The following is a 22149-nucleotide window of genomic DNA, read 5'->3' on the forward strand; positions in this document are numbered from 1 at the left end:
AAAATGATGTGGCCGTGCTGTCACGGCCGGTGGGTGAGCATGAGTCCGGGCCTGCGGCCCGTGTGGGCGGCGTCGGTGACGACGGGTACGCCGTTCACCCAGACGTGGCGGGCCGCGTCGGCGTATCGGGCGGGCAGCGTCCAGGTATCGGTGCGGTCGAGGATCGCCGGGTCGAATACGACGACGTCGGCGAACGCGCTCGCGCGCAGTTCACCCCGGTCGCGCATGCCGAAATGTCCGGCGACCATGCCGGTCATCTTGTGGATGGCCGTCTCCAACGACAGCGTGCCGGCCGGCACGTGGTGGGCCAGGTAGTGCGTATGACCGTGGTAGAAGAGGGGATTGCGGGTCCGGCTGTCGAGGACTCCGTGTCGGCACGTGGTGAACGCGTCGACCCCGAGCAGGAAGTGGTCGTGCGCGATCGCCTCGGCGAGGTGGTCCGGGGTGAACAGCTCTCCGATCAGCTGCACGCTGCCCATGTCGGCACCCGCCGCGGTGAGAATGTCGAACAGGCACTCCCACTCGTCGGTGCCGTGGCGCTCGGCAATCTCGGTGAACGACAGTCCCTCCCAGTCGGGGTGGGTCGGGCTGACGCCGAGCCGCACACGGTGCCATTGGCCGCGGTGCAGGAACCGCCAGTAACGGTCGCTGTCCCGGCGGACCTGTTCCCGAACTTCCCGGTCCTTGAGCAGCTTGGCGGCCTCGTCGGCGGGACGTTCGGCCAACCATCCCGGCAGCAATCCGGTGGCCATGCCGATGCCGTGCGGGTAGGGAGTCATGTCAGCCAGCACGTCGGTTCCACGCTGCCGTTCGGTGACAACGCGCTCGGCCGCGCGCTCCCAGGCGCCGGATTGTGCGCCGGTGTCATGACGCACATTCAGGTGTGACAGTTGAGCCCGTATCTGCCCTCCGTCGACGACGGCGAAGAACTCGTCCACGGCGGTGTCGAGTTCGGCGTCGCGGTTTCGGATGTGGCTGGCATACATGCCGTCCCGTCGGCCCGCCGTTTGGGCGAGCGCCATGAGCTCCTCAGTGGCCGCGAAACGTCCTGAGCCGTACTCCAGTCCACTGGAGAAGCCGATCGCGCCGGCCTCCATCGCCTCCTCGAGCAGGCGGATCTGCGTGCGCAGTGGGTCGGTGGCCGACCGCGCGGCGCCGCGAATCGCGGTGTGCCCGACGAACCACATGAGGTTCTGCGTTGTCGGACCGGAGTGGACCCGCTGCACGAACTCGCCGAAGCTGCGCCAGTCGACCGGACCGTCGTAACCCATGGCGCGCAGTGCGCCCGCGGTCGGGTCGACATCGTCCGCGCCGATCGGGGCATACGTGACACCACAGTTGCCGACCACTTCGGTCGTGACGCCCTGGTGGATCGTGCTCAACGCGTCGGGATTGCCCAGCACCGACCAATCGCTGTGGCTGTGCGGATCGATCAGTCCTGGCGTGATGATCATGCCCGTGCAGTCGAGCGTGGTGACCGCTCGGACGTCGGGCGACAACCCGACGAATGCGATGCGGTCCCCGCGTATGCCGACATCGGCGCGTCGTGTGGGCGTCCCGGTGCCGTCGACGATGTCTGCGCCCGTCAGCAAGTAGTCCAGTGCCGGCACGTCAGAGCACCTTGCTCAGGAACTCTTGAGTGCGGGTCTCCTGCGGTGAGGTGAACATCGATGTCGGGCTGGCGGTTTCGACGATAGTGCCCTTGTCCATGTAGATCACCCGGTCGGAGACCTCGCGGGCGAAGCCCATCTCGTGGGTCACCACGACCATCGTCATACCGTCGGCGGCGAGGTCTTTCATCACCGCCAGCACCTCTCCGACGATCTCTGGGTCCAACGCCGAGGTGGGCTCGTCGAACAGCATGATCGTCGGATCCATGGCCAGTGCGCGGGCGATGGCCACGCGCTGTTTCTGGCCACCCGACAGCGAATCGGGATACATGCCGGCCTTGTCTGCCAATCCCACGCGACTGAGCAGGGTGCGCGCCCGTTCCTCGGCTTCGCTCCTGGTGCGACCCAGTACCCGCCGCGGTGCCAGCGCGATGTTCTCGATGACGGTCATGTGCGGAAAGAGGTTGAAGTGCTGAAACACCATGCCCACGTCGCGGCGCACCACGGCGAGGTCGGCGGTCTTCTCCTCGGGTCCCAACATGTGCCCGTTGATTACGATGGTGCCGTGTGACGGCCGCTCCAAGCCGTTCATGCAGCGCAGCAGCGTGCTTTTGCCCGAGCCGGATGCGCCGATGATGCACACCACCTCGCGCTCGGTCACCCGGCACGAAACGCCGTGCAGCACTTCGGTGTCGCCGAAGCTCAGCCGTAGTCCGTCGACCTCGATCATTTGTTCGCTCCTGTGGTGAGGGTGAGGGTTTCGCCGACGTCGGGGGCCTTGATGTGGACGCCGAGTCTTCGTTCGTATCGGCGGCCCAGCGACGAGAGCGCGTAGCAGATCACGAAGTAGCCGGTACCGACGATGAGATAGGTGGTGATCGGATCGGCGGTCAGCGAGCTGACCACGTTGCCTGCGCGAGTCAGTTCGATGAGACCGATGACCGCGACAAGCGAGCTGTCCTTGATCAGGACCACCAGGAACCCGACACCGGGGGGCACGATCACCCGGGCGGCCTGTGGAAGGATCACCCAGCGCATGCGCTGTGCGTAGGACAGCCCGAGTGCGTCGGCGGCCTCGAACTGTCCACGGGGAACGGCTTGGATGCTGCCGCGCACGAGCTCACCGATGTAGGCCGAGGCGAACACCGACAGCGCGATCACCGCGGCCCAGTACTCCGAGAGACTGCTGCCTGGGGTCATCAGCGGTATACCGAAGTAGACGAAGAAGATGATCAGCAGCACCGGGATGCCACGGATCACCGCGACGTAGATGGCGGAGACCCATCGCACGGCGCGGATCGTTCCGGTGGACATCAGGCCGATGGCAATTCCCAGGATGCCGCCGAAAAGTACTGACAACGCGCAGATCTGGAGCGTCACGAGCGCACCGTGCCAGATCAGCGCGAGATGTTGGGTGCCGAGCCCTTCGAACATCACGCCACCTTCCACTTGATGAGCCGGGTTTCGGCGATTCGCGACAGGCTCGCGATGAGGAACGCGACCGCGAAGTAGAGCAGGCCGCCGACGGTGAACGCCTCGATGGTGCGGAACGTGGTCGAGGTGATTCCCATCATCACGTGCATGAGGTCGGGTAGGGATACGACCGACGTGATCGAGGACGCCAGGAACAGCAGGATGGTTTGATTGGTGATGGCTGGCAGGACATTTCGCATCGCGGGTGGGAACAGCACCCGCCAGAACGTGTCACGTGCGCTGAGCCCCAGTGCCGCACCCGCTTCGCGCAGGCCGGCGGGTACGGATTGAAAGCCGGCGCGATAGATCTCGGCCATGTACGCCGCGTTGTTGATGCTGAGCGCGAGGATGCCCGCCGCGACCGGGTCGAGGTTGACCCCGGCCTGGGGGAGTGCGAAGTAGACGAGGTAGAGCTGCAACAGCAATGGGGTGTTGCGGATGATCTCGATGTAGGTCGACGACGCGGCCCGCAAGGCACTCACTCGGGAGGTGCGCCCGGTGTAGAGCAGGATTCCGAATGCGCCGCCGGCTACTGCTGCGACCAGGCTCACCCCGATGCTGACCGCGAGGCCTTTGAGCAGTGGCGGGAGATAGGGGATCAGGTCCCCGTAGTAGAGCTGCATGTGTTGTCCTGAAAGATGTTGGGATGCAGCGATTTACTTGATGAGAGCAGGGACGTCCATGCCGAGCCAGCTGTTGTAGGACTCCTCGGCGGCCTTGCTGATGTTGTAGTTCATGATGAAGTTGTTGAGGTAGTTGAGCCAGAGCTGGTCGCCCATCTTGATGCCGAAGGACACGAACGACGGCGCGAGTGGCGGAGCGTCGAGCACCCGTACCGCATCACCCTGGCTCGCGCGGACGCCGGCGACCACCGCCGTGCTCTCCATCAGCGCGTCCACCTTCCCGCTGCGCAGGGCTTGGATGGAGTCGGCAACGGCTTCGAACAGGCTGGGCTTGGCCTGTGGAAATTCGGCTTCCAAGATGGTGGCGGGCACACTGCCGCGGGTCGAGGCGACGGTGCGGCCGGCAAGGTCGTCATAGCTGCGAATCGGGCTGTCCGTGGGCACCACGACCAGTTGTCCTTCTGACGCGTACGGCCGGGTGAGCGCGACCACCTGCGCCCGTTCGTCGAGGTTGGTCAGCGCGGCGATGATGACGTCGGCTTTTCCGGTCTCCAGCATGGGAATGCGGCTGGCATTGGTGGCACTGACGAATTCCACTCTGGCACCGAGGGAGTCGGCGAGCGCTCTGGCCTTGTCGATGTCGAAGCCTTCGTAGTCACCCGAGCTGTTCATCACGCCATATGGAGGGGCGTCCGCGAAGACCCCGACGGTGATCTTCTTGGAGGTCAGCACCTTGGTCAGGACGCTGCTCTGGGCGGTGCCGGTCTGACCCGACGACGTACACCCGGCCAACGCCAACGCGGTGATGGCGGCGAGGGCGACGAACACGACGCGGAGGGCTCTACGCATGAATGTCCTTTGTTCAGAAGGTTTTTCAGATAAAGGCCGGATGATGTCCGTGCCCGGTTCTGGATGGATCAGAGATTATCTATAATCTGTAATCTGCGCAATAGCGGAAAGTGGCAGCGTCTGCGCCGGAACGGGCGCAACCGGCTGCCTAGGATTGACGCCACTGGGCGAGCCCGGTGACCGTTTGTAAAGGAGAACGACCGTTGACGGAGGCGCTGAAACCACTGCCGGTCGTCCCGTTGCCCGCGTCGCGACGGCATCAGATCGCGGATTGGCTGCGCGAACAGATCGTGAAAGGCGGCCTGGCGCCCGGTGCGCAACTCAAGCAGGATGTGCTGGCCGCGCACCTGAGCACCAGCCCCGGTCCGGTGCGCGAAGCCCTGCGGCAGCTGGAAAGTGAAGGCTTGGTGCATCACATCCCCAACCGCGGGGCATTCGTGGCGACGGTGAGCGCCGACGAACTGCTGGGAGTGTTGCTGCCCGTGCGGTTGTCGATCGAGCAGTTCGCGGTGGAGAAGGCAAGCGCCGATCCAGCCGTGCTGTCCGAGTTGCAACGGCTCGTAGCGCTCATGGACGATGCCGCGACGCGTGACGACCTGGATCTGCTCAACGAACTCGACGTGCTGTTTCACGAGACCATCGTCAAGAGCGCTCACTCGGAACATGCGATGCAGCTGTGGGCCAGTGTCCAACCGCGCATACGGATGCAGATCCACCGGCTCGCCAGGCGTCACGAGAGCATGTCGGCGATACCCGAGGAGCATCGTGCGCTACTGCACGCGATCAAGACCGGCGGCCCGGAGGTGCGCCGCTCTACGCTCCATGACCACATCGTCACCAGCGCCCGCGAATTGCTTTCCGTCGCCGAGCCCGACTGACCGCCAACGAATCTCCGCATTCAGCTTGCGTTGGGCCGCGGTTCACGCCACGGTGTACGCATGACAGCGGCTGAGCCCAGTACCGACGGTTCCTATCGCGACCGGATCGCAGCCGTCGAGCCGGGTGGCAACGAGCACATCGCCGAGGCCGACCGGCACGGCAAGCCCAGCCAGCTGTTCTGGACCTGGACCTCGCCCAACCTCGAGTTCGCCACGATATTCCTCGGCGTGCTGGCGGTCTCCGTCTACGGCATGACGTTCTGGCAGGCCGTGGCCGGCCTGGCGTTGGGCACGGGGCTCGGGGCGCTCGCCCACTACTTCCTGTCCAAGCGCGGGCCGTTGCACGGCGTACCCCAGATGGTGTTGGGACGGCTGGCTTTCGGCTTCAAGGGCAACGCCGTGCCCTCGCTGCTGATGACGGTGACCGCCGGCATCGGCTGGTTCGCCACCAACAGTGTCAGCGGCGCCTTCGCGTTGTCCACCCTGTTCGGCATCGCGCCGGTGCTGGCCCTGGTGCTCGTCGTCGTGGTGCAGACCGCGCTGGCGGTGTTCGGCCACAACCTGGTTCAGGCCTTCGAGCGGTGGGCTTTCCCCGTGCTCGCGGTGATTTTCGCGATGACCTCGGTGGTGATCCTGACCAAGGCCGATCTCGGCGCGCCCGCGGTCAGCGGCGGGGTCGGCGGCATGGGCGGCTTCCTCCTCACGGTGGGCACTGCCTTCGGCTATGTCGCCGGGTGGGCGCCGTACGCCGCCGATTACACCCGGTACCTGCCGCGGGCCGAGGCCGGGCCACGCACCGGGTTCTTCGCTGCCGCAGGGCTGTTCGTGTCCTGCATGTTGCTGCAGACCGTGGGTGCGGCCTCGGTGACCATCGGCCCCGCCGTCTCCGACAACCCGACCACGGCATTCACCTCGGAATTGGCCCCGTGGCTGGCGAGCCTGACGCTGCTGGCGATCGCGATCGGGGCGGTAGCCGCCAATGCGATCAACATCTATTCGGGCGCAATGGCTTTCGTGACCATCGGAATCAAGCTGCCGCATCACATCGCCCGGGCGCTGGCCACCGCGTTCTTCGGCATCGTCGGATTTCTCATCGCCTGGTGGGCGCTGGCCGACGCCGCCGCGAGTTACGAGGCCTTCCTGCTGATCATCGCGTACTGGATCGGACCGTGGCTCGGCGTGGTGTTCGCCGACGAATACCTGCGCGGGGACGCACCCGTCGCACAGTTCCTCTACGACCGCACCTACACCAACTGGCCGGGTCTGGTGTCGTTCCTCATCGGCCTGGTGGTGTCGGTGGCGTTGTTCTGCAACCAGGCGAAGTTCGTCGGATACATCGCCCGCGAGGTGCCGCAATTGGGTGACATCACATTCTTCGTCGGATTCCTCATCGCCGGTGCGAGCTACCTCGTGTTGTGCCGGTCCAAGCTCGCCACGGAACGGGCGGTGGCGGCGTGAACCCGGAACAGATGCTCGACGTCGCCGTCGAGGAAGCGCGAAAAGGATTGGCCGAAGGCGGCATTCCGATCGGTGCTGCCTTGTTCGGTTCGGACGGCACATTGCTGGGCGCCGGACACAACCGTCGCGTGCAGAACGACGACCCGTCGATCCACGCCGAGACCGACGCTTTCCGGGCCGCCGGGCGCCAGCGCGGCTACCGGTCCACGATCATGGTGACCACACTCTCGCCGTGCTGGTACTGCAGCGGCCTGGTCCGCCAGTTCAACATCGGTGCCGTGGTGATCGGGGAGAGCCGCACCTTCACCGGTGGTCATGACTGGCTGGCCGAGCACGGGGTGGCGGTTACCCTGCTCGACGACGAACGCTGCGTGACGATGATGGAGAAATTCATCGCCGAGCGGCCGGATCTGTGGGCGGAGGACATCGGGGAATGAGCGCGATAGCAACAATTGACCTGGCCCGCTGGTACGCGGGCGGTGCCGAGGCCGACGCGGTTGCCGCCGAGGTCGACGCCGGCCTGCAGCGTGCCGGGTTCATCGTCGTCACCGGCCACGGGGTGGACCCCGATCTGGCGGCCAAGGTCCGCGCCGCCAGCCGGGAGTTCTTCGCGCTGCCCGACGAGGTCAAGCAGCGCTACTCGGTGCCGGTCGGCGGGCACGGCTGGATCGGGCCGGGCGCGGAAGCCAACGGTTACGCCGAGGGCACCGAGACCCCACCCGATCTGAAGGAGAGCTACAGCCTGGGCGCCGAGACCGCCACCGGCGACCCGGAGGTCGACCGGATCTGGTTCGCGCCCAACGTGTGGCCGGTCGAGGTGCCCGCGCTACAGGCGCTGGTCGATGAGTACACCGCCGCCATGCGCAAAGTGTCCGACGATCTGCTGGCCCTGTTCGCCCACGCCCTCGGATTGCCGGCCAATCCCTTTGTCGCCCTGGCCGACCGGCCGACCTGGACCATGAACATCAACCACTATCCACCGGTCAGCGTGGTGGGGGAGCCCGAGCCGGGCCAGTTCCGCATCGGCCCGCACACCGACTTCGGCACGGTGACGATCCTCGACCGCGAACCCGGCGCCGGAGGACTGCAGGTCCACTCCGAGCAGGAGGGCTGGGAGAACGCCCCGTGGGAGCCGGGATCGCTCACGGTCAACATCGGTGACCTGTTGGAGTACTGGAGTGGCCGCCGCTGGCCGTCGGGCCGGCACCGGGTACTGCCACCGCAGCCGCATGCCCCCGAGGAGGACCTGGTCTCGTTGATCTACTTCTACGAGGCCAACCACGATGCACTCGTCACCCCACTGGAACCGCCCATCGGCAAGATCGTCGGCCTGGAACCGGTGACGTCATCGGCCTTCATCAAGGAACGCCTGGACGCCATCACCCTGGGGTAGTTTCGCGTCGACGCTGTCGAGTTCGGCCAGCTGTCGCTCGCTCAGCGTGAGGTCGCCGGCGGCCAGGTTCTGTTCCAGATGGGCAATCGACGTCGTCCCGGCGATGAGCAGGGTGTTGGGAGCATGGGCAAGCAACCATGCCAGTCCGACCTGGGCGCCGCCGGCGCCGATATCCGCGGCAATCCGTTGCACCACAGGGTGTTCGGCGACCTTCGGAAAACCCGGGAATGCCGAGCCGAGCGGGAAGAACGGCACCCAGGCGATGCCTTCTTCGAGGCACAGCGTCAATTCGTCCTCATGGCTGCGGTTGAGCAGGCTGTAGGCGTTCTGTACACACACGATTCCGGCGGGCAGCGCACGGCGCAGGGTGTTCAGGTCGACATTGCTGATGCCGATCGCGCCGATCTTGCCCTCGTCACGCAGCGCGATCATCTCGGCCAACTGATCGTCGAGATCGACGATCTGGTCACCTTCGGCGGTGAGCCCGGGGCCGATGTCGGCGCGGCGCAGGTTCACGATCGGAATCTGCTCCAGTCCGAGACCGGCCAGGTCCAGTTCGACGGCCGCGCGCAGGTCGGCCGGATGCTGGGCGAGCGCCAGCGGTACGGGCCCGGAGGCCGGCCGGGCGCCGACCTTGCTGACGATCACCAGATCGTCTCGGTACGGGGCGAGTGCGTCGCGGATCCGCCGGTTCACCACGCCGTCGTCATAGAAGGAGGCGGTGTCGATGTGGTTGACGCCCAGCTCGACCGCGCGGCGCAACACGGCGGTGGCGTCGTCCTGAGGGAGAACGTGCCCCAGACCCATGGCGCCGTAGCCGATCCGCGCCACGGTGTGCCCGCCGATGGTGCCGGTGCCGCCCGGGTGCGATGTGCTCACGATGCGCTCCTGGAATATCATACTGACAGCGATGCGGAGGGTCCTCCGCTTTGTACGCTAGCAAAACGGAGGAGCCTCCGCTATGGCTGAACGGGCTGACGCGCGGCGCAACCGGGAGCGCCTGCTCGCGGCCGCCGCGGCAGCGTTCGCCGCGTCGGACGGGCCCGTCTCGCTGGAGGTCATCGCCCGTGACGCCGGTGTCGGCATCGGGACGCTCTACCGTCACTTCCCCAGCCGCGAGGCCCTGATCGAGGCCGTCTACCGCGCTGAGCTGGCCGAAGTCTCCGCCTCCGCGGCCGACCTATCCGGCCGGTACCCGCCGCACGTGGCTCTGCGCCGGTGGATGGACCGCTACGCGACCTTCGTCGCGGCCAAGAAGGGCATGGCCGAATCGCTGCGCACCATCTTCGAATCCGGCACGGTCGACCACCGCGATACCAAGGCGAGCATCACCGGTGCGGTCCAGATCCTGCTCGATGCCGGTACCTCCGATGGCAGCCTGCGCGCCGACGTGCGGGCCGAGGACGTGGTGTCCAGCCTGCTCGGGATCTTCCTGGCCAGCGGCTCGCCCGAGCAGGCGCAGCGAATGCTCGATCTGCTCCTGGCAGGTATCCGAGCTGGTGCGGTGGCGACCTGATGACGCGTTAGGGTTACCGCCATGCGCGTTTACATCGGTGCCGACCACGCCGGATTCGAGTTCAAGCAGACCATCATCGAGCATCTCAAGAAGACCGGCCACGAGCCGATCGACTGCGGTGCCTACACCTACGATGCCGATGACGACTATCCGGCGTTCTGTATCGACGCGGCGGTCCGGACAGTCGCCGATCCGGGCAGCCTGGGCATCGTGCTCGGCGGCTCGGGCAACGGTGAGCAGATCGCCGCGAACAAGGTGCCCGGCGCCCGCTGCGCCCTGGCCTGGAGTGTCGAGACCGCCAAGCTGGCCCGCGAACACAACAACGCGCAGCTGATGGGCCTCGGCGGTCGCATGCACACCGAGGAAGAAGCGCTGGCCATCGTCGACGCGTTCCTGTCGACGCCGTGGTCGGAGGCCGAGCGCCACCAGCGCCGCATCGACATCCTGGCCGAATACGAGAAGGATCACGTGGCGCCGCCGGTTCCCGGCGCGCCTGCCTGATCGATGCCCGAAGGGCACACCCTGCACCGGCTGGCCCGGCTGCACCAGAAGCGTTTCGGCCGCGCGCCGGTCCTGGTGTCCAGCCCGCAGGGGCGCTTCGCCGACGGTGCGGCCGCGGTCAACGGCCAGGTGTTCAAACAGGCCGACGCCTGGGGCAAGCACCTGTTCCACCACTACGCCGGTGGACACGTCGTGCACATCCATCTCGGCCTGTACGGGACGTTCACCGAGGCACCGATCCCGCTGGGACTGCCGGTCGGCCAGGTCCGGATGCGGATCGTGGGCACCGAGTACGGCACCGACCTGCGCGGCCCCACCGTATGTGAGGTGATCGCCGAGCCCGAGATCGCCGACGTGGTCGCGCGGCTCGGTCCCGACCCGCTGCGCAAGGATGCCGATCCCGGGTTGGCCTGGGCGCGAATCAGTAAGTCGCGCAGGTCAATCGGTGCGCTGCTGATGGACCAGTCGGTGATCGCCGGCGTCGGCAACGTGTACCGCAGTGAGCTGCTGTTCCGGCATCACATCAATCCGTACCGGCCCGGCACTCAGATGGGTCAGGCCGAATTCAGTGCCATGTGGACCGATCTCGTCGAGCTGATGAAGGTCGGCGTACGTCGCGGCAAGATCGTCGTCGTCCGCCCAGAGCACGATCACGGGGCCCCGTCATACGGTCCGGGGCGCCCCCGCACCTACGTCTACCGCCGGGCAGGGGAGGCCTGCCGGGTGTGCGGCGCGACGGTGCGCACCGCGGAACTGGAGGCCCGCAACCTGTTCTGGTGCCCCGACTGCCAGGTGTGAGCGCGCGGCGCCGGCACGGGCACGGGACAATTCCCGGGTGGAATTGATCCTCGTCGTCGTCGGAGCCATCCTCGTCACAGCAATCGCGCATCGCCGTGGGATGGAACCCGCCCTGATCATCGTGGTGATCGGCAGCGTGGTGTCGTTCCTGCCGGGCTTCGAACCGCCCGAACTGGATTCGCACATCCTGCTGACGGTGGTCCTGCCACCGCTGCTGTATTCGGCAGCCCTGGATTTCTCCTTCCCGACGTTCTTCCGCAACATCCGCCCGATCCTTGGCCTGGGCGTCGGACTGGTCGTGGTGACGGCGTTCACCGTGGCGGCGGTGTCGGCCTGGCTGGTGCTGGTGCCACTCACATTCGGACTGGCACTGGTACTGGGCGCGATCGTCGCGCCGCCGGACGCCGTCACCGCCGTCGCCGTGGGGCGCAAACTCGGCCTGCCCAAACGGGTGATGGCGATCCTCACCGGTGAGAGCCTGATCAACGACGCCGCCGCGCTGACCCTGTTCTCCATCGCGGTGGCCCAGGTGGCCGGCAGCCACACGTTCATCGAGAATCCCTTCCTGCTGTTCGGGTACAGCGCCACCGTCGGCCCGGTGGTCGGGGCCCTGCTGGGCTACGTGACGCTGTGGATCCGCAAGCACCTGGACAACCCGGGACTGGAAACCGTTCAGGGTCTGGTGGTTCCGTTCGCCGCATTCATCACCGCCGAGGAGTTGCATGCCTCCGGGGTGCTGGCGGTCGTGGTCGCCGGCTTCGTGGTGGGCAATGGTGCGATGAGTGCGGGGTACCAGACGCGACTGCAGGAACGCTATGTCTGGAATTCGGTGGACGTGCTGCTCGAGGCGTTCGTGTTCGCCTACATCGGGTTGCATCTCCGTTTCGTGCTGCAGGACCTCAACGAAGCCCACGAGTCACTGACCGTCGTCGCGGTCGCCTCGGTGATCGTGTTGCTGATCGTGCTGGTGATCCGCCCGCTGTCGGTGTTCCTGATGTTCGGCCGCAACAAGCTGTCCCGGCACGTGGAGAGCAAGTTCAGCGTGCCGGTGCCCGATGGCGCCCGCGGGGCCCTCGGCCGGCGCGACCGAAAGCCGAAAGCGCGCTGGCGCAGGATGATCGACCGTCGGTCACTGAGCTGGCGCGAGAACGTGGTGGTGTCCTGGACCGGGATGCGTGGCGTGGTGACACTGGCCGCGGCCGCCGCGATCCCGGCGACGACGGCCGTGGGCGAGCCCTTCCCCGAACGCGCCACCATCCAGGCCATCGCATTCGCGGTGAGCGTCGGCACCCTGCTGATCCAGGGCTGGACCCTGCCGGTGCTGATCCGCAGGCTGAACCTGTCCCGGTTCTGCGACGACCACGCCGCCGACCGCGAGGAGGAACTCAAGGCCGAACGCGTGGTGCATGATGCGGCCGACGAGGTGCTCGACGCATTCGAGGCAGACCCTCCCGACGGCCTGGATCCACGTGTGGTGACCGAGATTCGCGCGGTGATCGCCCGGCATTCGCAGGATGCCGACGAGATGCCCGACCCCGAGGCGCTCACCAAACGGGCCGCGGTGTTCTCGGGTCTGTACCGCGATGTGCTTGCCGCGCAACGCGGTGCGCTCATCACCGAGCGTGATGAAGGCCGGATCGAGGACGAGGCGGTGCGGGCCATGCTGGAGCGCCTGGACCTGCAGGAGGCCGGTGTGTCGGCGCGTCTGGAGAGCCGCCTCTAGGCTCTGCTCGGCAGAGGGTCAGAACCCGCCGAAGTCTCCGAAATCACCGCCGAAGTCGCCGCCGTCCCAGCCGCTGGCGTCCGTACCGCCCCAGTCGCCACCGCCGGCGTCGCCACCGTCGAAGCCGCCGGCGTCCTGGCCCGCGGCCAAACCGTCGGAATAGCCGTCACCGTAACCGTTTTCGAAACCCTGCGCGCCATAGTCGACCCCGTGCATACCGGAGAACATCGCATCGAACAACAGCACCGAGCCCAGGCCCCAGGCGCCGGCCACCAGCGCCGGCTTCCACCACGGCTCGGAGTACCAGCCCGCCGGCACCGGACGTCCGGCCACGCGGCCACCGGGGTAATAGTTCGGGGTGCGCTCCGAAGGGGTCGGCGAGGCCTCGATCTCGCGGCCCTCGAAGTTGATCCGCCGATCCTCGGTCACCGCACCGGCCGCGCGCTGCCCGGTCAACGACTCCAACTCCGGGCCGGGATCCATCCCCATGGCGGTGCGCGCCGCGCGCACGTAGTAGAGCCCCTCGATGGCGCTCTCCTTGGCCAGTGCCGCCTGCTTGGCCGTCGTCGCCTGATCGATCTGCGAGGACGCCGCGGTGTACCGCTCGGAGGCGTCGGCCAACGCCTGCTTGGAGGCATCGTCGGAACCGGTCAGGTTCAGCACCTGCCCGCCGAGACGCTCGATCAGGCGGCGGGCATCAGCCTTGGCATCGGCCAGGGACTCCGCCGAGCGCCGACCGTTGGCCTTTGACGAGCTGTAGACGGCGAACGCGATCGCGGCGATGACAAGGACGATGAGTACCAGCAAAACGCTGTTCATGGCGTCCAGCGTACCGACGGAAAACGGGGATTCAGGGTCCTCGAAGAGAACTCAAATTACGCCGAGAGCGGAGTACACCTCGTTGGACAGCGCCACGGTGCGCGGGTCGGCATTGCACTTGGTGGCGTCGAAGTAGTTCATCACGTAGGCGTAGCCGATCCGGTGTTCCAGGTCGACGAACGCGAACGAGCCGCCCGAACCGCCGTGCCCGAAGATGCCGGTGTTCGGGCCGGCCACACCGCGCTGGTTGAGCATGTAGCCCAGGCCCCAGCCGTGATCGGCGACCCGCGCCCCCAGAACCATGTCGGCGTCAAACCCGCCCTGGGAGATCCGGCACCGCTCCATGTGCTCGCGGGTCAGCAGCTTCTCCTGGGCCAGGGCGTTGTAGAACGTCGCCATGCCGAGCGCGGAGACATGCGCATTGGTGCTCGGGAACTCCGCGGCGCGCCAGAGGTCGAGGGCTTGCACACCCAACTCGTCATCCGGAACGAAATCCATCGACACCGCCCAGCCGGCCATCGGATGGTCGTCGAGGGAAATCGGTGGTTGATTGACCTGGTTGTCGGCCAGCAGGCTGCGCACGGACGGCTTGTTCACCATCTCCGCGCACCGGTGATGTTGCCAGGCCGGCAGGCCGATGTGGATGTCGGCGCCCAACGGCTCGGCGATCTCGGTGCGTAGGTACTGGCCCAGGGTGCGGCCCGTGACGCGGCGCACCACCTCGCCGAGGATGAAGCCGAATGTCACCACCTGGTAGCCCTGCGCGCTGCCCGGCGGCCACCACGGCGTCGCGGCGGCGATCCGGGCGCACACCGCGTTCCAGTCGGTCACCTGCTGCCAGCTCATCGGTTCGCGGGGTCCGATCACCCCGGAGCGGTGGCCCAGCACCATCGCGATCGTGATGTTCTGCTTTCCGGCCTGGCCGAACTCCGGCCAATAGCGGGCCACCGGCGCATCCAGGTCGATCTCGCCGCGGTCGGCCAAGAGGTGGATGCAGGTGCTCAACAGGCCCTTGGATCCCGAATACACACTGGCCAGGGTGTCCTGCCGCCATGGCCGGGTGCCTGCGGCGTCGGCTGATCCGCCCCACAGATTCACCACCAGATCGCCCTCGACCCAGACCGCGACAGCCGCGCCCACCTCATGGTGGTGGGCGAAGTTGTCCTCGAAGGCATCGCGCACCCGGGTGAATTCGGACGTGCAGAAGCCGTCGATCGTATCGATCGGCCGACTTCTCAACGGTCCTCCAGCGGGGCGAACGGTGTGGGTGATGGCTCGGCAGAATGCCGAAACACGTCACTGCCCGATGCTAGGGCCGGCCCGTTGACTGAATCGACCCGAGCGCACGGATTGTTACGAGGTTGGCTTCGGGTCAGCGCCGATTTGACGCCGAACCGAGACCGTGGAATCAGTCGTAGTACTGGCCTGTACACGCGGCCCATGGGCCGCTGGGCTCGGTCTTCGTAACGACGACCGAGCCGTCGATGCTGACCGTGCACGTCACTGTTTCGCCATAAGGCGCGTTTGCGGTCAGCTGGAAATCTGAGCGGCGCGTCCCCTCGAAAGTCTTGCTCCACGGCAGCGGGACTTCGGTTGCCTCGGTGACACCGCGGCCGTCGTGCCCGTAACTGACCAATGCGGTATCGCCGGTGCCGGTGACCTCGTAGGTGTAGGTGACGGTGCGGTTCAGTTCGTAATACTTGAAGCCGAATACGCCACCGACGGCCAGGCCGACAACCGCGAGGATCGCGAGCGGGACCCACAGCCAGATCTTTGTCTTCTTCGTCGGCGGTGGAGCGTAGTAGCCGGGGTACTGCTGCGACGGGTACGGCGGAGGCTGGGGCGGCATGTTCGGCGGCATCTGCTGCCAACCGTTACCGCTCTGCGGATAGCTCATTCACGCCCTCTTCCGTCGGGGCTGGATTGTCCCGCGCAGCTGATCGTGTGCGCGACGACGTCGCGGACATTCCAGCCTCCGCACAATGTGGGTGCCTGCCACTGTTGAGGGCTCAGGTCGTCCAGCAGATCTGCGAATTCCCGGCGTTGCCTGCGAGCCAGGGAACGGACGGTGATCATCCGGTGGTCAATACAGGATTCAGGTGGCTATCAAGCTCTGCCTTGCATATGAGGATTCCAAGCGTGTCCGAGGGCTGCAAGGTGTTGGTGACGATCTCCCTGCCGCCGATGCTCACGGTGCAGGTGATGGCAGCGTCACGGTTGATACGACCGACGTCGAGCTCGAAGCTGTCAGATTCGGGAATCGTGATCTCTGCGCTCCATGGCAGGTCGACCTGCTTCACCGTGAGGTCGGGCGTGTACCAGACTCCGGCTCTGCCGGTGCCTGTGACCTCCAAGGTAAGAGTCATCTCGCGGTTATGTGCCTTCGACTTGACGACGACGAAGGCGATGCCGCCGCCGACGGCCACCACGACGACGGTCAGGACCGCGAGCAGAATCCACAGCCAGGTCTTTTTCTTCTTGGGCGGTTGCGGCGGCGCGTAGTAGCCGGGGGAGTAGGGCTGGCCGGGGTAGGGCGGAGGCGGCATGTTCGGCGGCATGTGCTGCCAACTGCCGCCTTGCGGATAGTTCATCGGCGCCCCCGTCGCTCGAAAACCTGACTCAGTCAACGAGATCTAATCAGGTCGCGATCGAAGACGGTGCCCGGGCGCCGGCGATTCGGTCGGATGCGTGGCCGAGAACTCCCCAGATTTGTATTGTCGGGCAGCGGTGCGAATTTCGGCACAGCGATTATCGGCGAAATGTCTGGCGGGGAATACGCATTCGCTCTGTCACGGCATATGCGCCGCCGACTCCGCCGATCGCGGGGGAGGATCGGCGGAGTCGGCGGCGTTCTGACTCAGTGACCTATGGGTGTGCCGCGTCGTCCCGTCAGGGCCGTGTAAACCGCGATCAGGACAATGGCGACTACGACGCCGACCACGAACGGGACGATTGCAAATCCGCCGTTCGAGTTGCTGTATCCAACGGCGGCGGTGAGCCAGGACCCGATAAGGGCTCCGGCAATGCCGAGCACGACCGTCATGAGTGTGCTGACATTCTGCCGACCGGGCATGATGAGTCGTGCGAGTGCGCCGATAATCGCACCGACGACGACTGCGGTGATAATTGCTCCGATCATTTCGTTGCCTTTCGTTCAACCGACTTCTTGCGAGCGGTGTGATACACATCACTTTCCTCTGATTTTCGACAGTCGGCCAGTGTTGAGACGCGCGCGATACCCAGCGGTGGCCTACTCGTGAGTAATTCGCCGCAGTGCGTGGCGGGGCAGGATAATTCGATGCCATGACCACCGTGTTGTGGGTACTCGTCGCGGTATTCGCCGTCGGCGTCGTCGCCGGTGGGCTATTGCGCATTCGTGCCTGGCTCCAAAAGCCGGCGCCTCCCGAGGTCATCGAGGCGGCACACCGCGACGATGACAAGGACTACTAGCGCTATGAGAAACACGATTGGAATAGCCCTCGCCGTAAGCGTTCTGGCGCTGGGGGCGCCGGTCGCACATGCGGAGCGCAGTGAACCACCGCCGCTGTACGGGTTCTACGACTTGTTCATCGACTTCTCGAAGCAGACGTTCAACGGCCTGCCGACGCCGATGAATTCGATAACGGTGCCTGCCGAATTCACCACGCATTGTGACGTCGACGGATGTGTTGCGCGGATGGACAATTCGGACGATCACGCCCGCAACCCGGGTGCCCCCGAGGCCTATGAGTACAGATGGAACGGCGACCGTTGGGAGACGGGCGGGGAGTATCCCTACTTCTGTGACCGCAGCGACCCCGGTAGCGCCGTGCAGGCCCATCGGTCGGACTACTGGATCCCGAACCCTGACGGCAGCTTCGCCGGCGAGCGCACGCTCGTCATCGGGGGAGCCGGCTGCCCGGGGGAAGGGCCTGGTACCCATTGGCTGCCGATATCGCTGACACCGATCGACCCACCACAGGGCGGCGCCGGGCGGTGATGACCGCCTGACAAGCAAAAAACCGCCCGTGAGGGCGGTTCTTGTGGAGCGGGCGACGGGAATCGAACCCGCGTAGCTAGTTTGGAAGACTAGGGCTCTACCATTGAGCTACGCCCGCATGTGCAGCATCAGCACTGTACCGGTGTGTGCCCGCTCAAATCCAATTGGATGCCGCACGTGTCGAGGCCGTAGTATCTCGCGTGGTCCTTTCGCCGGTTATTCGCCTGCGGATCGACCGTGCACCGCGGGGTGTAGCGCAGCTTGGTAGCGCATCCGCTTTGGGAGCGGAAGGCCGCAGGTTCAAATCCTGTCACCCCGACCATCCGGCAAAGGTCCGGTCTCGGCTCGCCGGCCAATACGAAACGACGAGTGGACCATTGTTGACACACGACTCGGGCGATCTTCCGGCCCGTGGAGTCGGCTATTCGTTGCTGGCCAGCGGGCTGTTCGGGGTGGTCTTTTACCTCTCCGGCGTGGTCGACGCCTCCCCGGAGGCGGTGTTCGGCTGGCGCATGCTCATCATGACGGCCTGTTATTTCCTCGTGCTGATCAGCCCGGCCGGCCGCCGGTCACTCGCCGAGTTGTGGCGCACCCTCACCCGGGCCTGGTGGATGCCGATGATCTTCGCCGTCACGAGCTTCCTGGTTTCGGCACAGATGTGGCTGTTCAGCTGGGCTCCGGTGCACGGACATGCGCTCGACGCTTCACTGGGGTACTTGCTGCTGCCCATCGTCCTGGTTCTTGTGGGCCGGATCGGTTTCAAGGAATCGGTATCGGCTTTGCAGTGGGTGGCCGCGGCGGTGGCACTCGCCGCTGTGGTCTTGAAAGTCGTTGCCACGAGCGCAGTTTCGTGGGTCACGTTCGTGGTCTGCATCGGGTACGCGCTGTACTTCGGTGTGCGGCGACGCGTGGGTCTGGACAGTCCCACTGCGTTCGGTGTCGAGGTTGCGCTGACAGTTCCGGTGGCGGTGCTGCTCATCGTCGTCTGCCGCGGCGCATCGTCGTGGAGCGGTTATGCGGCGGTGGTGGCGGTGGGCCTCGCGGGCACGGTGGCGATGGCGGCATACGTCGCCGCCTCCAGCCTGCTGAGCATGCCGGTCTTCGGGCTGTTGACCTACGTCGAACCAGTGCTGCTGTTCGGCGTGGCGTTGATGCTCGGTGAGCGGCTGACCGGGCTCGACGCGGTGGTGTACGCACTGCTGGCAGTCGCGTTGACAGTCCTGGCCATCGGTGGCTTCCGGACCACCGGCCGTAAACCGGCCGAACCCCTGGACGGTAACGACGGTAACGAGGAAGGATGCCGATTACTGGGGGTTGCGTCGAGTCAACTACCCTGGTCGCGAACTACGGGCGTCGTTCGAGAGACCACATCCTGTCTCCCCGACGCGACCGCCGGTACGACGAAGACATCCAGAGAAAGATATCTAGGAGCGCAAGAGTGAAGAGCACGGTTGAGCAGTTGAGCCCCACCCGGGTGCGCATCAATGTGGAGGTGCCCTTCACCGAGCTTGAGCCCGATTTCGATCGCGCGTTCAAGGCGCTCGCTCAGCAGGTCCGCCTGCCCGGCTTCCGCCCAGGCAAGGCCCCGCGCAAGTTGCTGGAGGCCCGCGTCGGCCGCGGTGCCGTGCTGGAGCAGGTCGTCAACGACGCGCTGCCGAGCCGCTACAGCGAGGCCGTCACGGCCTCCGACGTCAAGCCGCTGGGTCAGCCCGAGATCGAGGTGACCAAGCTGGAGGACGGCCAGGAGCTGGCGTTCACCGCCGAGGTCGACGTGCGCCCCGAAATCACCCTGCCCGAGTTCGACGCGCTCAAGATCACCGTCGACCCGATCGAGGTCGACGACGAGGCGGTCGACGCCGAGCTGCAGTCGCTGCGGGCCCGCTTCGGCACCCTGACCGGTGTCGAGCGCGGTGCACAGGAAGGCGACTTCGTCTCGATCGACCTGTCGGCCACCGTCGACGGCACCGAGGTGCCCGAGGCCGCCACCGAGGGCCTGTCGCACGAGGTCGGTTCCGGTCAGCTGATCGAGGGCCTCGACGACGCGATCACCGGTCTGAAGGTCGGCGAGTCCAAGGTCTTCACCACCAAGCTGGCCGCCGGTGAGTTCGCCGGTAAGGACGCCGAGGTGACGGTCACCGTGAAATCGGTCAAGGAGCGCGAGCTGCCCGAGGCTGACGACGACTTCGCCCAGCTGGCAAGCGAATTCGACACCATCGATGAGCTCAAGGCGAGCCTCACCGACCAGGTGCGCCGGGTCAAGAGCGTGCAGCAGGCCGAGCAGATCCGCGACAAGGCGATCGAGGCGCTGCTGGAGCAGACCGAAGTTCCGTTGCCGGAGAAGATCGTTCAGGCTCAGATCGACGACACCCTGCACAACGCGATCCACGGCCTCGACCACGACGAGGACAAGTTCGCCGAGCAGCTGACCGAACAGGGCAGCAGCCGTGAGGAATTCGACGCCGAGAACAAGACGAACGCCGAAAAGGCGGTCAAGACCCAGCTTTTGATGGACGCGGTCGCCGACAAGCTCGACATCCAGGTCGGCCAGAACGACCTCACCGAGCGTCTGGTGCTTATGTCGCGTCAGTACGGCATCGAGCCCCAGCAGCTGATCCAGATCCTGCAGCAGAACAACCAGCTGCCGGCCATGTTCGCCGACGTGCGTCGCGGCCTGACGATCGCCGCTGTGGTGCACGCCGCCACCGTGACCGACACCGACGGCACCGTGATCGACACCACGGAGTTCTTCGGTCCGGCCGAGGCTGCCCAGGCCGAGGGCGAGGAAGCCACCGACGCCGCCGAATGACGCTGTGAGCGAACGCGCCCCCGTACGGGAGTGCGTGGCGCCCCAGTTTCGTTAGTGTCGTCAGTACCAACGCGTGAGAGAAAGCAGGTATCCAGTCGTGACTGACATGCGTTCGAACGGGAGCGGGTTCAGCCTCGTCGACTCCGTCTATGAGCGCTTGCTTGCCGAGCGGATCATCTTCCTGGGTTCCCAAGTGGACGACGACATCGCCAACAAGCTGTGCGCGCAGATCCTGTTGCTGTCGGCGGAGGATCCGACCAAGGACATCCACCTCTACATCAACTCGCCGGGCGGCTCGATCAGCGCCGGTATGGCCATCTACGACACGATGGTGCTGGCACCCTGCGATGTCGCCACCTACGCGATGGGCATGGCGGCCTCGATGGGTGAATTCCTGCTCGCCGCGGGCACCAAGGGCAAGCGTCACGCCCTGCCGCACGCCCGGGTCCTGATGCACCAGCCGCTCGGTGGCGTCACCGGCAGTGCCGCGGACATCGCCATCCAGGCCGAGCAGTTCCACGTCATCAAGAAGGAAATGTTCCGGCTCAACGCGGAGTTCACCGGCAAGTCCGTCGAGCAGATCGAGGCCGACTCCGACCGTGACCGCTGGTTCACCGCGCAGGAGGCTCTGGAGTACGGCTTCGTCGATCACATCATCACCAGTGCCAACCTCAACGGTTCGGGCCCGACGGCAGGACTAGACAAATGACCGATCAGATTCATCCGTCATTGGACGCCCGCATGCAGCCGCAGGCCCGCTACATCCTGCCGTCGTTCATCGAGCACAGCAGCTTCGGCGTCAAGGAATCCAACCCGTACAACAAGCTGTTCGAGGAACGCATCATCTTCCTCGGCGTGCAGGTGGACGACGCGTCGGCCAACGACATCATGGCCCAGCTGCTGGTGCTGGAGTCGTTGGATCCCGACCGCGACATCACGATGTACATCAACTCGCCGGGTGGCTCGTTCACGTCGCTGATGGCGATCTACGACACCATGCAGTACGTGCGCGCCGACATCCAGACGGTGTGCCTGGGACAGGCCGCCTCGGCCGCCGCGGTGCTACTGGCCGCCGGTACCCCGGGTAAGCGTCTGGCCCTGCCGAACGCCCGGGTGCTGATCCACCAGCCGTCGCTGTCCGGGGTGATCCAGGGGCAGTTCTCGGACCTGGAGATCCAGGCCGCCGAGATCGAGCGGATGCGCACCCTGATGGAGACCACCCTGGCCCGCCACACCGGAAAGGATCCCGAGGTCATCCGCAAGGACACCGACCGCGACAAGATCCTGACCGCTGCCGAGGCCAAGGACTACGGGATCATCGACACCGTCCTGGAGTACCGCAAGCTGTCTGCCCAGACCAGCTAGCACTTCCAACGGCAACTTCCCGCCCGATGACACACGCCCTGCCCGGTCACCTCCGGTGCGGGGCGTGCGTCGTCGCGGGGGAGGTTGCAAATCCCGCTGACCTGCGGTTGCGGCGGCATCAGAGTGGTCCCCGGTATCGTCGATCGAGGCGAATGCCACGTATTGACCACACCGTTCGGCTATTCGCCGTCGCTTCGCAACGACACGCCAAGGACACAGTCAGCGTGCCGACGGGTGACGAGCCGCCAGGAGAGATATGTTCTCCTGCACACGAACAAATACCACCAGAGCGATTCGGCCCTATCGGTCGCACCGCGACGGAACGAACGGGTAGCGTCGGGTTTACGCCCGAGGTAAC

The 22149-nt window shown here is 65.8% G+C and carries 26 protein-coding genes and 2 tRNA genes; 15 read left to right on the top strand and 13 right to left on the bottom strand.

Annotated elements, in window-relative coordinates; genetic code table 11:
* Window positions 1-20: 20 nt before the first annotated feature.
* From BN2156_RS01445 to BN2156_RS01465, 5 genes are read right to left on the bottom strand one after another with little or no spacing between them, the layout of a single operon-like run.
* The gene (locus tag BN2156_RS01445; RefSeq protein WP_090509452.1) at window positions 21-1610 is read right to left on the bottom strand and encodes an N-acyl-D-amino-acid deacylase family protein; all 1590 of its coding nucleotides are present in this window, start codon (window positions 1608-1610) and stop codon (window positions 21-23) included.
* A gap of 1 nt (window position 1611) precedes the next feature.
* Window positions 1612-2340 carry an amino acid ABC transporter ATP-binding protein gene (locus tag BN2156_RS01450; protein ID WP_090509455.1) on the bottom strand — a complete coding sequence of 243 codons (729 nt, stop codon included), beginning with the start codon at window positions 2338-2340 and terminating at the stop codon, window positions 1612-1614.
* Window positions 2337-3044, bottom strand: a complete 708-nt coding sequence (locus BN2156_RS01455; RefSeq protein ID WP_090515335.1) for an amino acid ABC transporter permease — start codon at window positions 3042-3044, stop codon at window positions 2337-2339. Before BN2156_RS01455 ends, BN2156_RS01450 begins: the two co-directional genes overlap by 4 nt.
* Window positions 3044-3706: an amino acid ABC transporter permease gene (locus BN2156_RS01460; protein ID WP_090509457.1), complete on the bottom strand. Its 663-nt coding sequence runs from the start codon at window positions 3704-3706 to the stop codon at window positions 3044-3046. The genes BN2156_RS01455 and BN2156_RS01460 overlap by 1 nt, the downstream gene beginning before the upstream one ends.
* A 33-nt stretch (window positions 3707-3739) precedes the next feature.
* Entirely contained in the window at window positions 3740-4555 is an 816-nt protein-coding gene (locus tag BN2156_RS01465) for a transporter substrate-binding domain-containing protein (RefSeq protein ID WP_090509459.1), read from the bottom strand.
* A gap of 203 nt (window positions 4556-4758) precedes the next feature.
* Here BN2156_RS01465 and BN2156_RS01470 point away from each other — a divergent pair, with 203 nt between their 5' ends.
* From BN2156_RS01470 to BN2156_RS01485, 4 genes are read left to right on the top strand one after another with little or no spacing between them, the layout of a single operon-like run.
* Window positions 4759-5433: a GntR family transcriptional regulator gene (locus BN2156_RS01470; protein ID WP_090509461.1), complete on the top strand. Its 675-nt coding sequence runs from the start codon at window positions 4759-4761 to the stop codon at window positions 5431-5433.
* A 60-nt stretch (window positions 5434-5493) separates the two neighbouring features.
* On the top strand, window positions 5494-6891 hold the full coding sequence (locus BN2156_RS01475) for a purine-cytosine permease family protein (protein WP_090509464.1): 1398 nt from the start codon (window positions 5494-5496) through the stop codon (window positions 6889-6891).
* Window positions 6888-7328, top strand: a complete 441-nt coding sequence (locus BN2156_RS01480; RefSeq protein ID WP_090509467.1) for a nucleoside deaminase — start codon at window positions 6888-6890, stop codon at window positions 7326-7328. The genes BN2156_RS01475 and BN2156_RS01480 overlap by 4 nt, the downstream gene beginning before the upstream one ends.
* Complete coding sequence (locus BN2156_RS01485) at window positions 7325-8284, top strand: isopenicillin N synthase family dioxygenase (RefSeq protein ID WP_090509469.1); 960 nt, start codon at window positions 7325-7327, stop codon at window positions 8282-8284. Before BN2156_RS01480 ends, BN2156_RS01485 begins: the two co-directional genes overlap by 4 nt.
* Here BN2156_RS01485 and BN2156_RS01490 read toward each other — a convergent pair.
* The gene (locus BN2156_RS01490) at window positions 8237-9166 is read right to left on the bottom strand and encodes an aldo/keto reductase (protein WP_407661712.1); all 930 of its coding nucleotides are present in this window, start codon (window positions 9164-9166) and stop codon (window positions 8237-8239) included. The two genes, BN2156_RS01485 and BN2156_RS01490, sit on opposite strands and share 48 nt — an antisense overlap.
* 79 nt (window positions 9167-9245) lie before the next feature.
* Here BN2156_RS01490 and BN2156_RS01495 point away from each other — a divergent pair, with 79 nt between their 5' ends.
* Genes BN2156_RS01495 through BN2156_RS01510 form a run of 4 tightly spaced genes read left to right on the top strand, consistent with a single transcriptional unit; the run spans window position 9246 to window position 12822 of the window.
* Entirely contained in the window at window positions 9246-9800 is a 555-nt protein-coding gene (locus BN2156_RS01495; protein ID WP_090509474.1) for a TetR/AcrR family transcriptional regulator, read from the top strand.
* A gap of 21 nt (window positions 9801-9821) precedes the next feature.
* Window positions 9822-10301: a ribose-5-phosphate isomerase gene (locus tag BN2156_RS01500; protein ID WP_090509476.1), complete on the top strand. Its 480-nt coding sequence runs from the start codon at window positions 9822-9824 to the stop codon at window positions 10299-10301.
* A 3-nt stretch (window positions 10302-10304) separates the two neighbouring features.
* Window positions 10305-11099 carry an Fpg/Nei family DNA glycosylase gene (locus BN2156_RS01505; protein ID WP_090509478.1) on the top strand — a complete coding sequence of 265 codons (795 nt, stop codon included), beginning with the start codon at window positions 10305-10307 and terminating at the stop codon, window positions 11097-11099.
* 37 nt (window positions 11100-11136) lie between these two features.
* Window positions 11137-12822 carry a cation:proton antiporter gene (locus BN2156_RS01510; RefSeq protein ID WP_090509480.1) on the top strand — a complete coding sequence of 562 codons (1686 nt, stop codon included), beginning with the start codon at window positions 11137-11139 and terminating at the stop codon, window positions 12820-12822.
* Between the two features lie 18 nt (window positions 12823-12840).
* On the opposite strand, the gene BN2156_RS01515 is transcribed toward BN2156_RS01510, so the two are convergent.
* From BN2156_RS01515 to BN2156_RS01540, 6 genes are all read right to left on the bottom strand, one after another.
* Window positions 12841-13641, bottom strand: coding sequence for a hypothetical protein (locus BN2156_RS01515; RefSeq protein WP_090509482.1), 801 nt, complete (start codon window positions 13639-13641; stop codon window positions 12841-12843).
* Window positions 13642-13692: 51 nt separating this feature from the next.
* Window positions 13693-14880, bottom strand: coding sequence for a serine hydrolase domain-containing protein (locus BN2156_RS01520; RefSeq protein ID WP_090509486.1), 1188 nt, complete (start codon window positions 14878-14880; stop codon window positions 13693-13695).
* A gap of 169 nt (window positions 14881-15049) precedes the next feature.
* Window positions 15050-15538 (bottom strand): hypothetical protein, encoded by a 489-nt coding sequence (locus tag BN2156_RS01525; protein WP_090509487.1) that lies wholly within the window; start codon window positions 15536-15538, stop codon window positions 15050-15052.
* On the bottom strand, window positions 15535-15717 hold the full coding sequence (locus tag BN2156_RS01530) for a maleylpyruvate isomerase family mycothiol-dependent enzyme (RefSeq protein WP_090509490.1): 183 nt from the start codon (window positions 15715-15717) through the stop codon (window positions 15535-15537). The genes BN2156_RS01525 and BN2156_RS01530 overlap by 4 nt, the downstream gene beginning before the upstream one ends.
* Window positions 15714-16232 (bottom strand): hypothetical protein, encoded by a 519-nt coding sequence (locus BN2156_RS01535; RefSeq protein ID WP_090509491.1) that lies wholly within the window; start codon window positions 16230-16232, stop codon window positions 15714-15716. The genes BN2156_RS01530 and BN2156_RS01535 overlap by 4 nt, the downstream gene beginning before the upstream one ends.
* A 266-nt stretch (window positions 16233-16498) precedes the next feature.
* The gene (locus BN2156_RS01540) at window positions 16499-16780 is read right to left on the bottom strand and encodes a GlsB/YeaQ/YmgE family stress response membrane protein (RefSeq protein WP_090509493.1); all 282 of its coding nucleotides are present in this window, start codon (window positions 16778-16780) and stop codon (window positions 16499-16501) included.
* Between the two features lie 164 nt (window positions 16781-16944).
* Between BN2156_RS01540 and BN2156_RS30840 the strand changes: the two genes are divergently transcribed.
* Together BN2156_RS30840 and BN2156_RS01550 are read left to right on the top strand one after the other, a co-directional pair.
* Entirely contained in the window at window positions 16945-17091 is a 147-nt protein-coding gene (locus BN2156_RS30840) for a hypothetical protein (RefSeq protein WP_090509496.1), read from the top strand.
* A 4-nt stretch (window positions 17092-17095) separates the two neighbouring features.
* The gene (locus BN2156_RS01550; RefSeq protein ID WP_090509498.1) at window positions 17096-17620 is read left to right on the top strand and encodes an MBOE_33420 family protein; all 525 of its coding nucleotides are present in this window, start codon (window positions 17096-17098) and stop codon (window positions 17618-17620) included.
* A gap of 44 nt (window positions 17621-17664) precedes the next feature.
* On the opposite strand, the gene BN2156_RS01555 is transcribed toward BN2156_RS01550, so the two are convergent.
* Window positions 17665-17738, bottom strand: a tRNA-Gly gene (locus BN2156_RS01555).
* A gap of 127 nt (window positions 17739-17865) precedes the next feature.
* On the opposite strand from BN2156_RS01555, the gene BN2156_RS01560 reads away from it, so the two are divergent.
* From BN2156_RS01560 to clpP2, 5 genes are all read left to right on the top strand, one after another.
* Window positions 17866-17942 (top strand) — tRNA-Pro (locus tag BN2156_RS01560).
* 58 nt (window positions 17943-18000) lie between these two features.
* Entirely contained in the window at window positions 18001-19062 is a 1062-nt protein-coding gene (rarD, locus tag BN2156_RS01565; RefSeq protein ID WP_159402811.1) for an EamA family transporter RarD, read from the top strand.
* Entirely contained in the window at window positions 19059-20426 is a 1368-nt protein-coding gene (tig, locus tag BN2156_RS01570; protein WP_090509503.1) for a trigger factor, read from the top strand. Before rarD ends, tig begins: the two co-directional genes overlap by 4 nt.
* Window positions 20427-20532: 106 nt before the next feature.
* Complete coding sequence (locus tag BN2156_RS01575; protein WP_019345228.1) at window positions 20533-21135, top strand: ATP-dependent Clp protease proteolytic subunit; 603 nt, start codon at window positions 20533-20535, stop codon at window positions 21133-21135.
* 32 nt (window positions 21136-21167) lie between these two features.
* A complete protein-coding gene (clpP2, locus tag BN2156_RS01580) occupies window positions 21168-21791 on the top strand; it encodes an ATP-dependent CLP protease proteolytic subunit ClpP2 (protein WP_407661713.1) in 624 nt (207 codons plus the stop codon).
* Window positions 21792-22149: the final 358 nt, after the last annotated feature.

It is taken from the genome of Mycolicibacterium neworleansense, assembly GCF_001245615.1.
In the GTDB taxonomy this organism is placed as follows: domain Bacteria; phylum Actinomycetota; class Actinomycetes; order Mycobacteriales; family Mycobacteriaceae; genus Mycobacterium; species Mycobacterium neworleansense.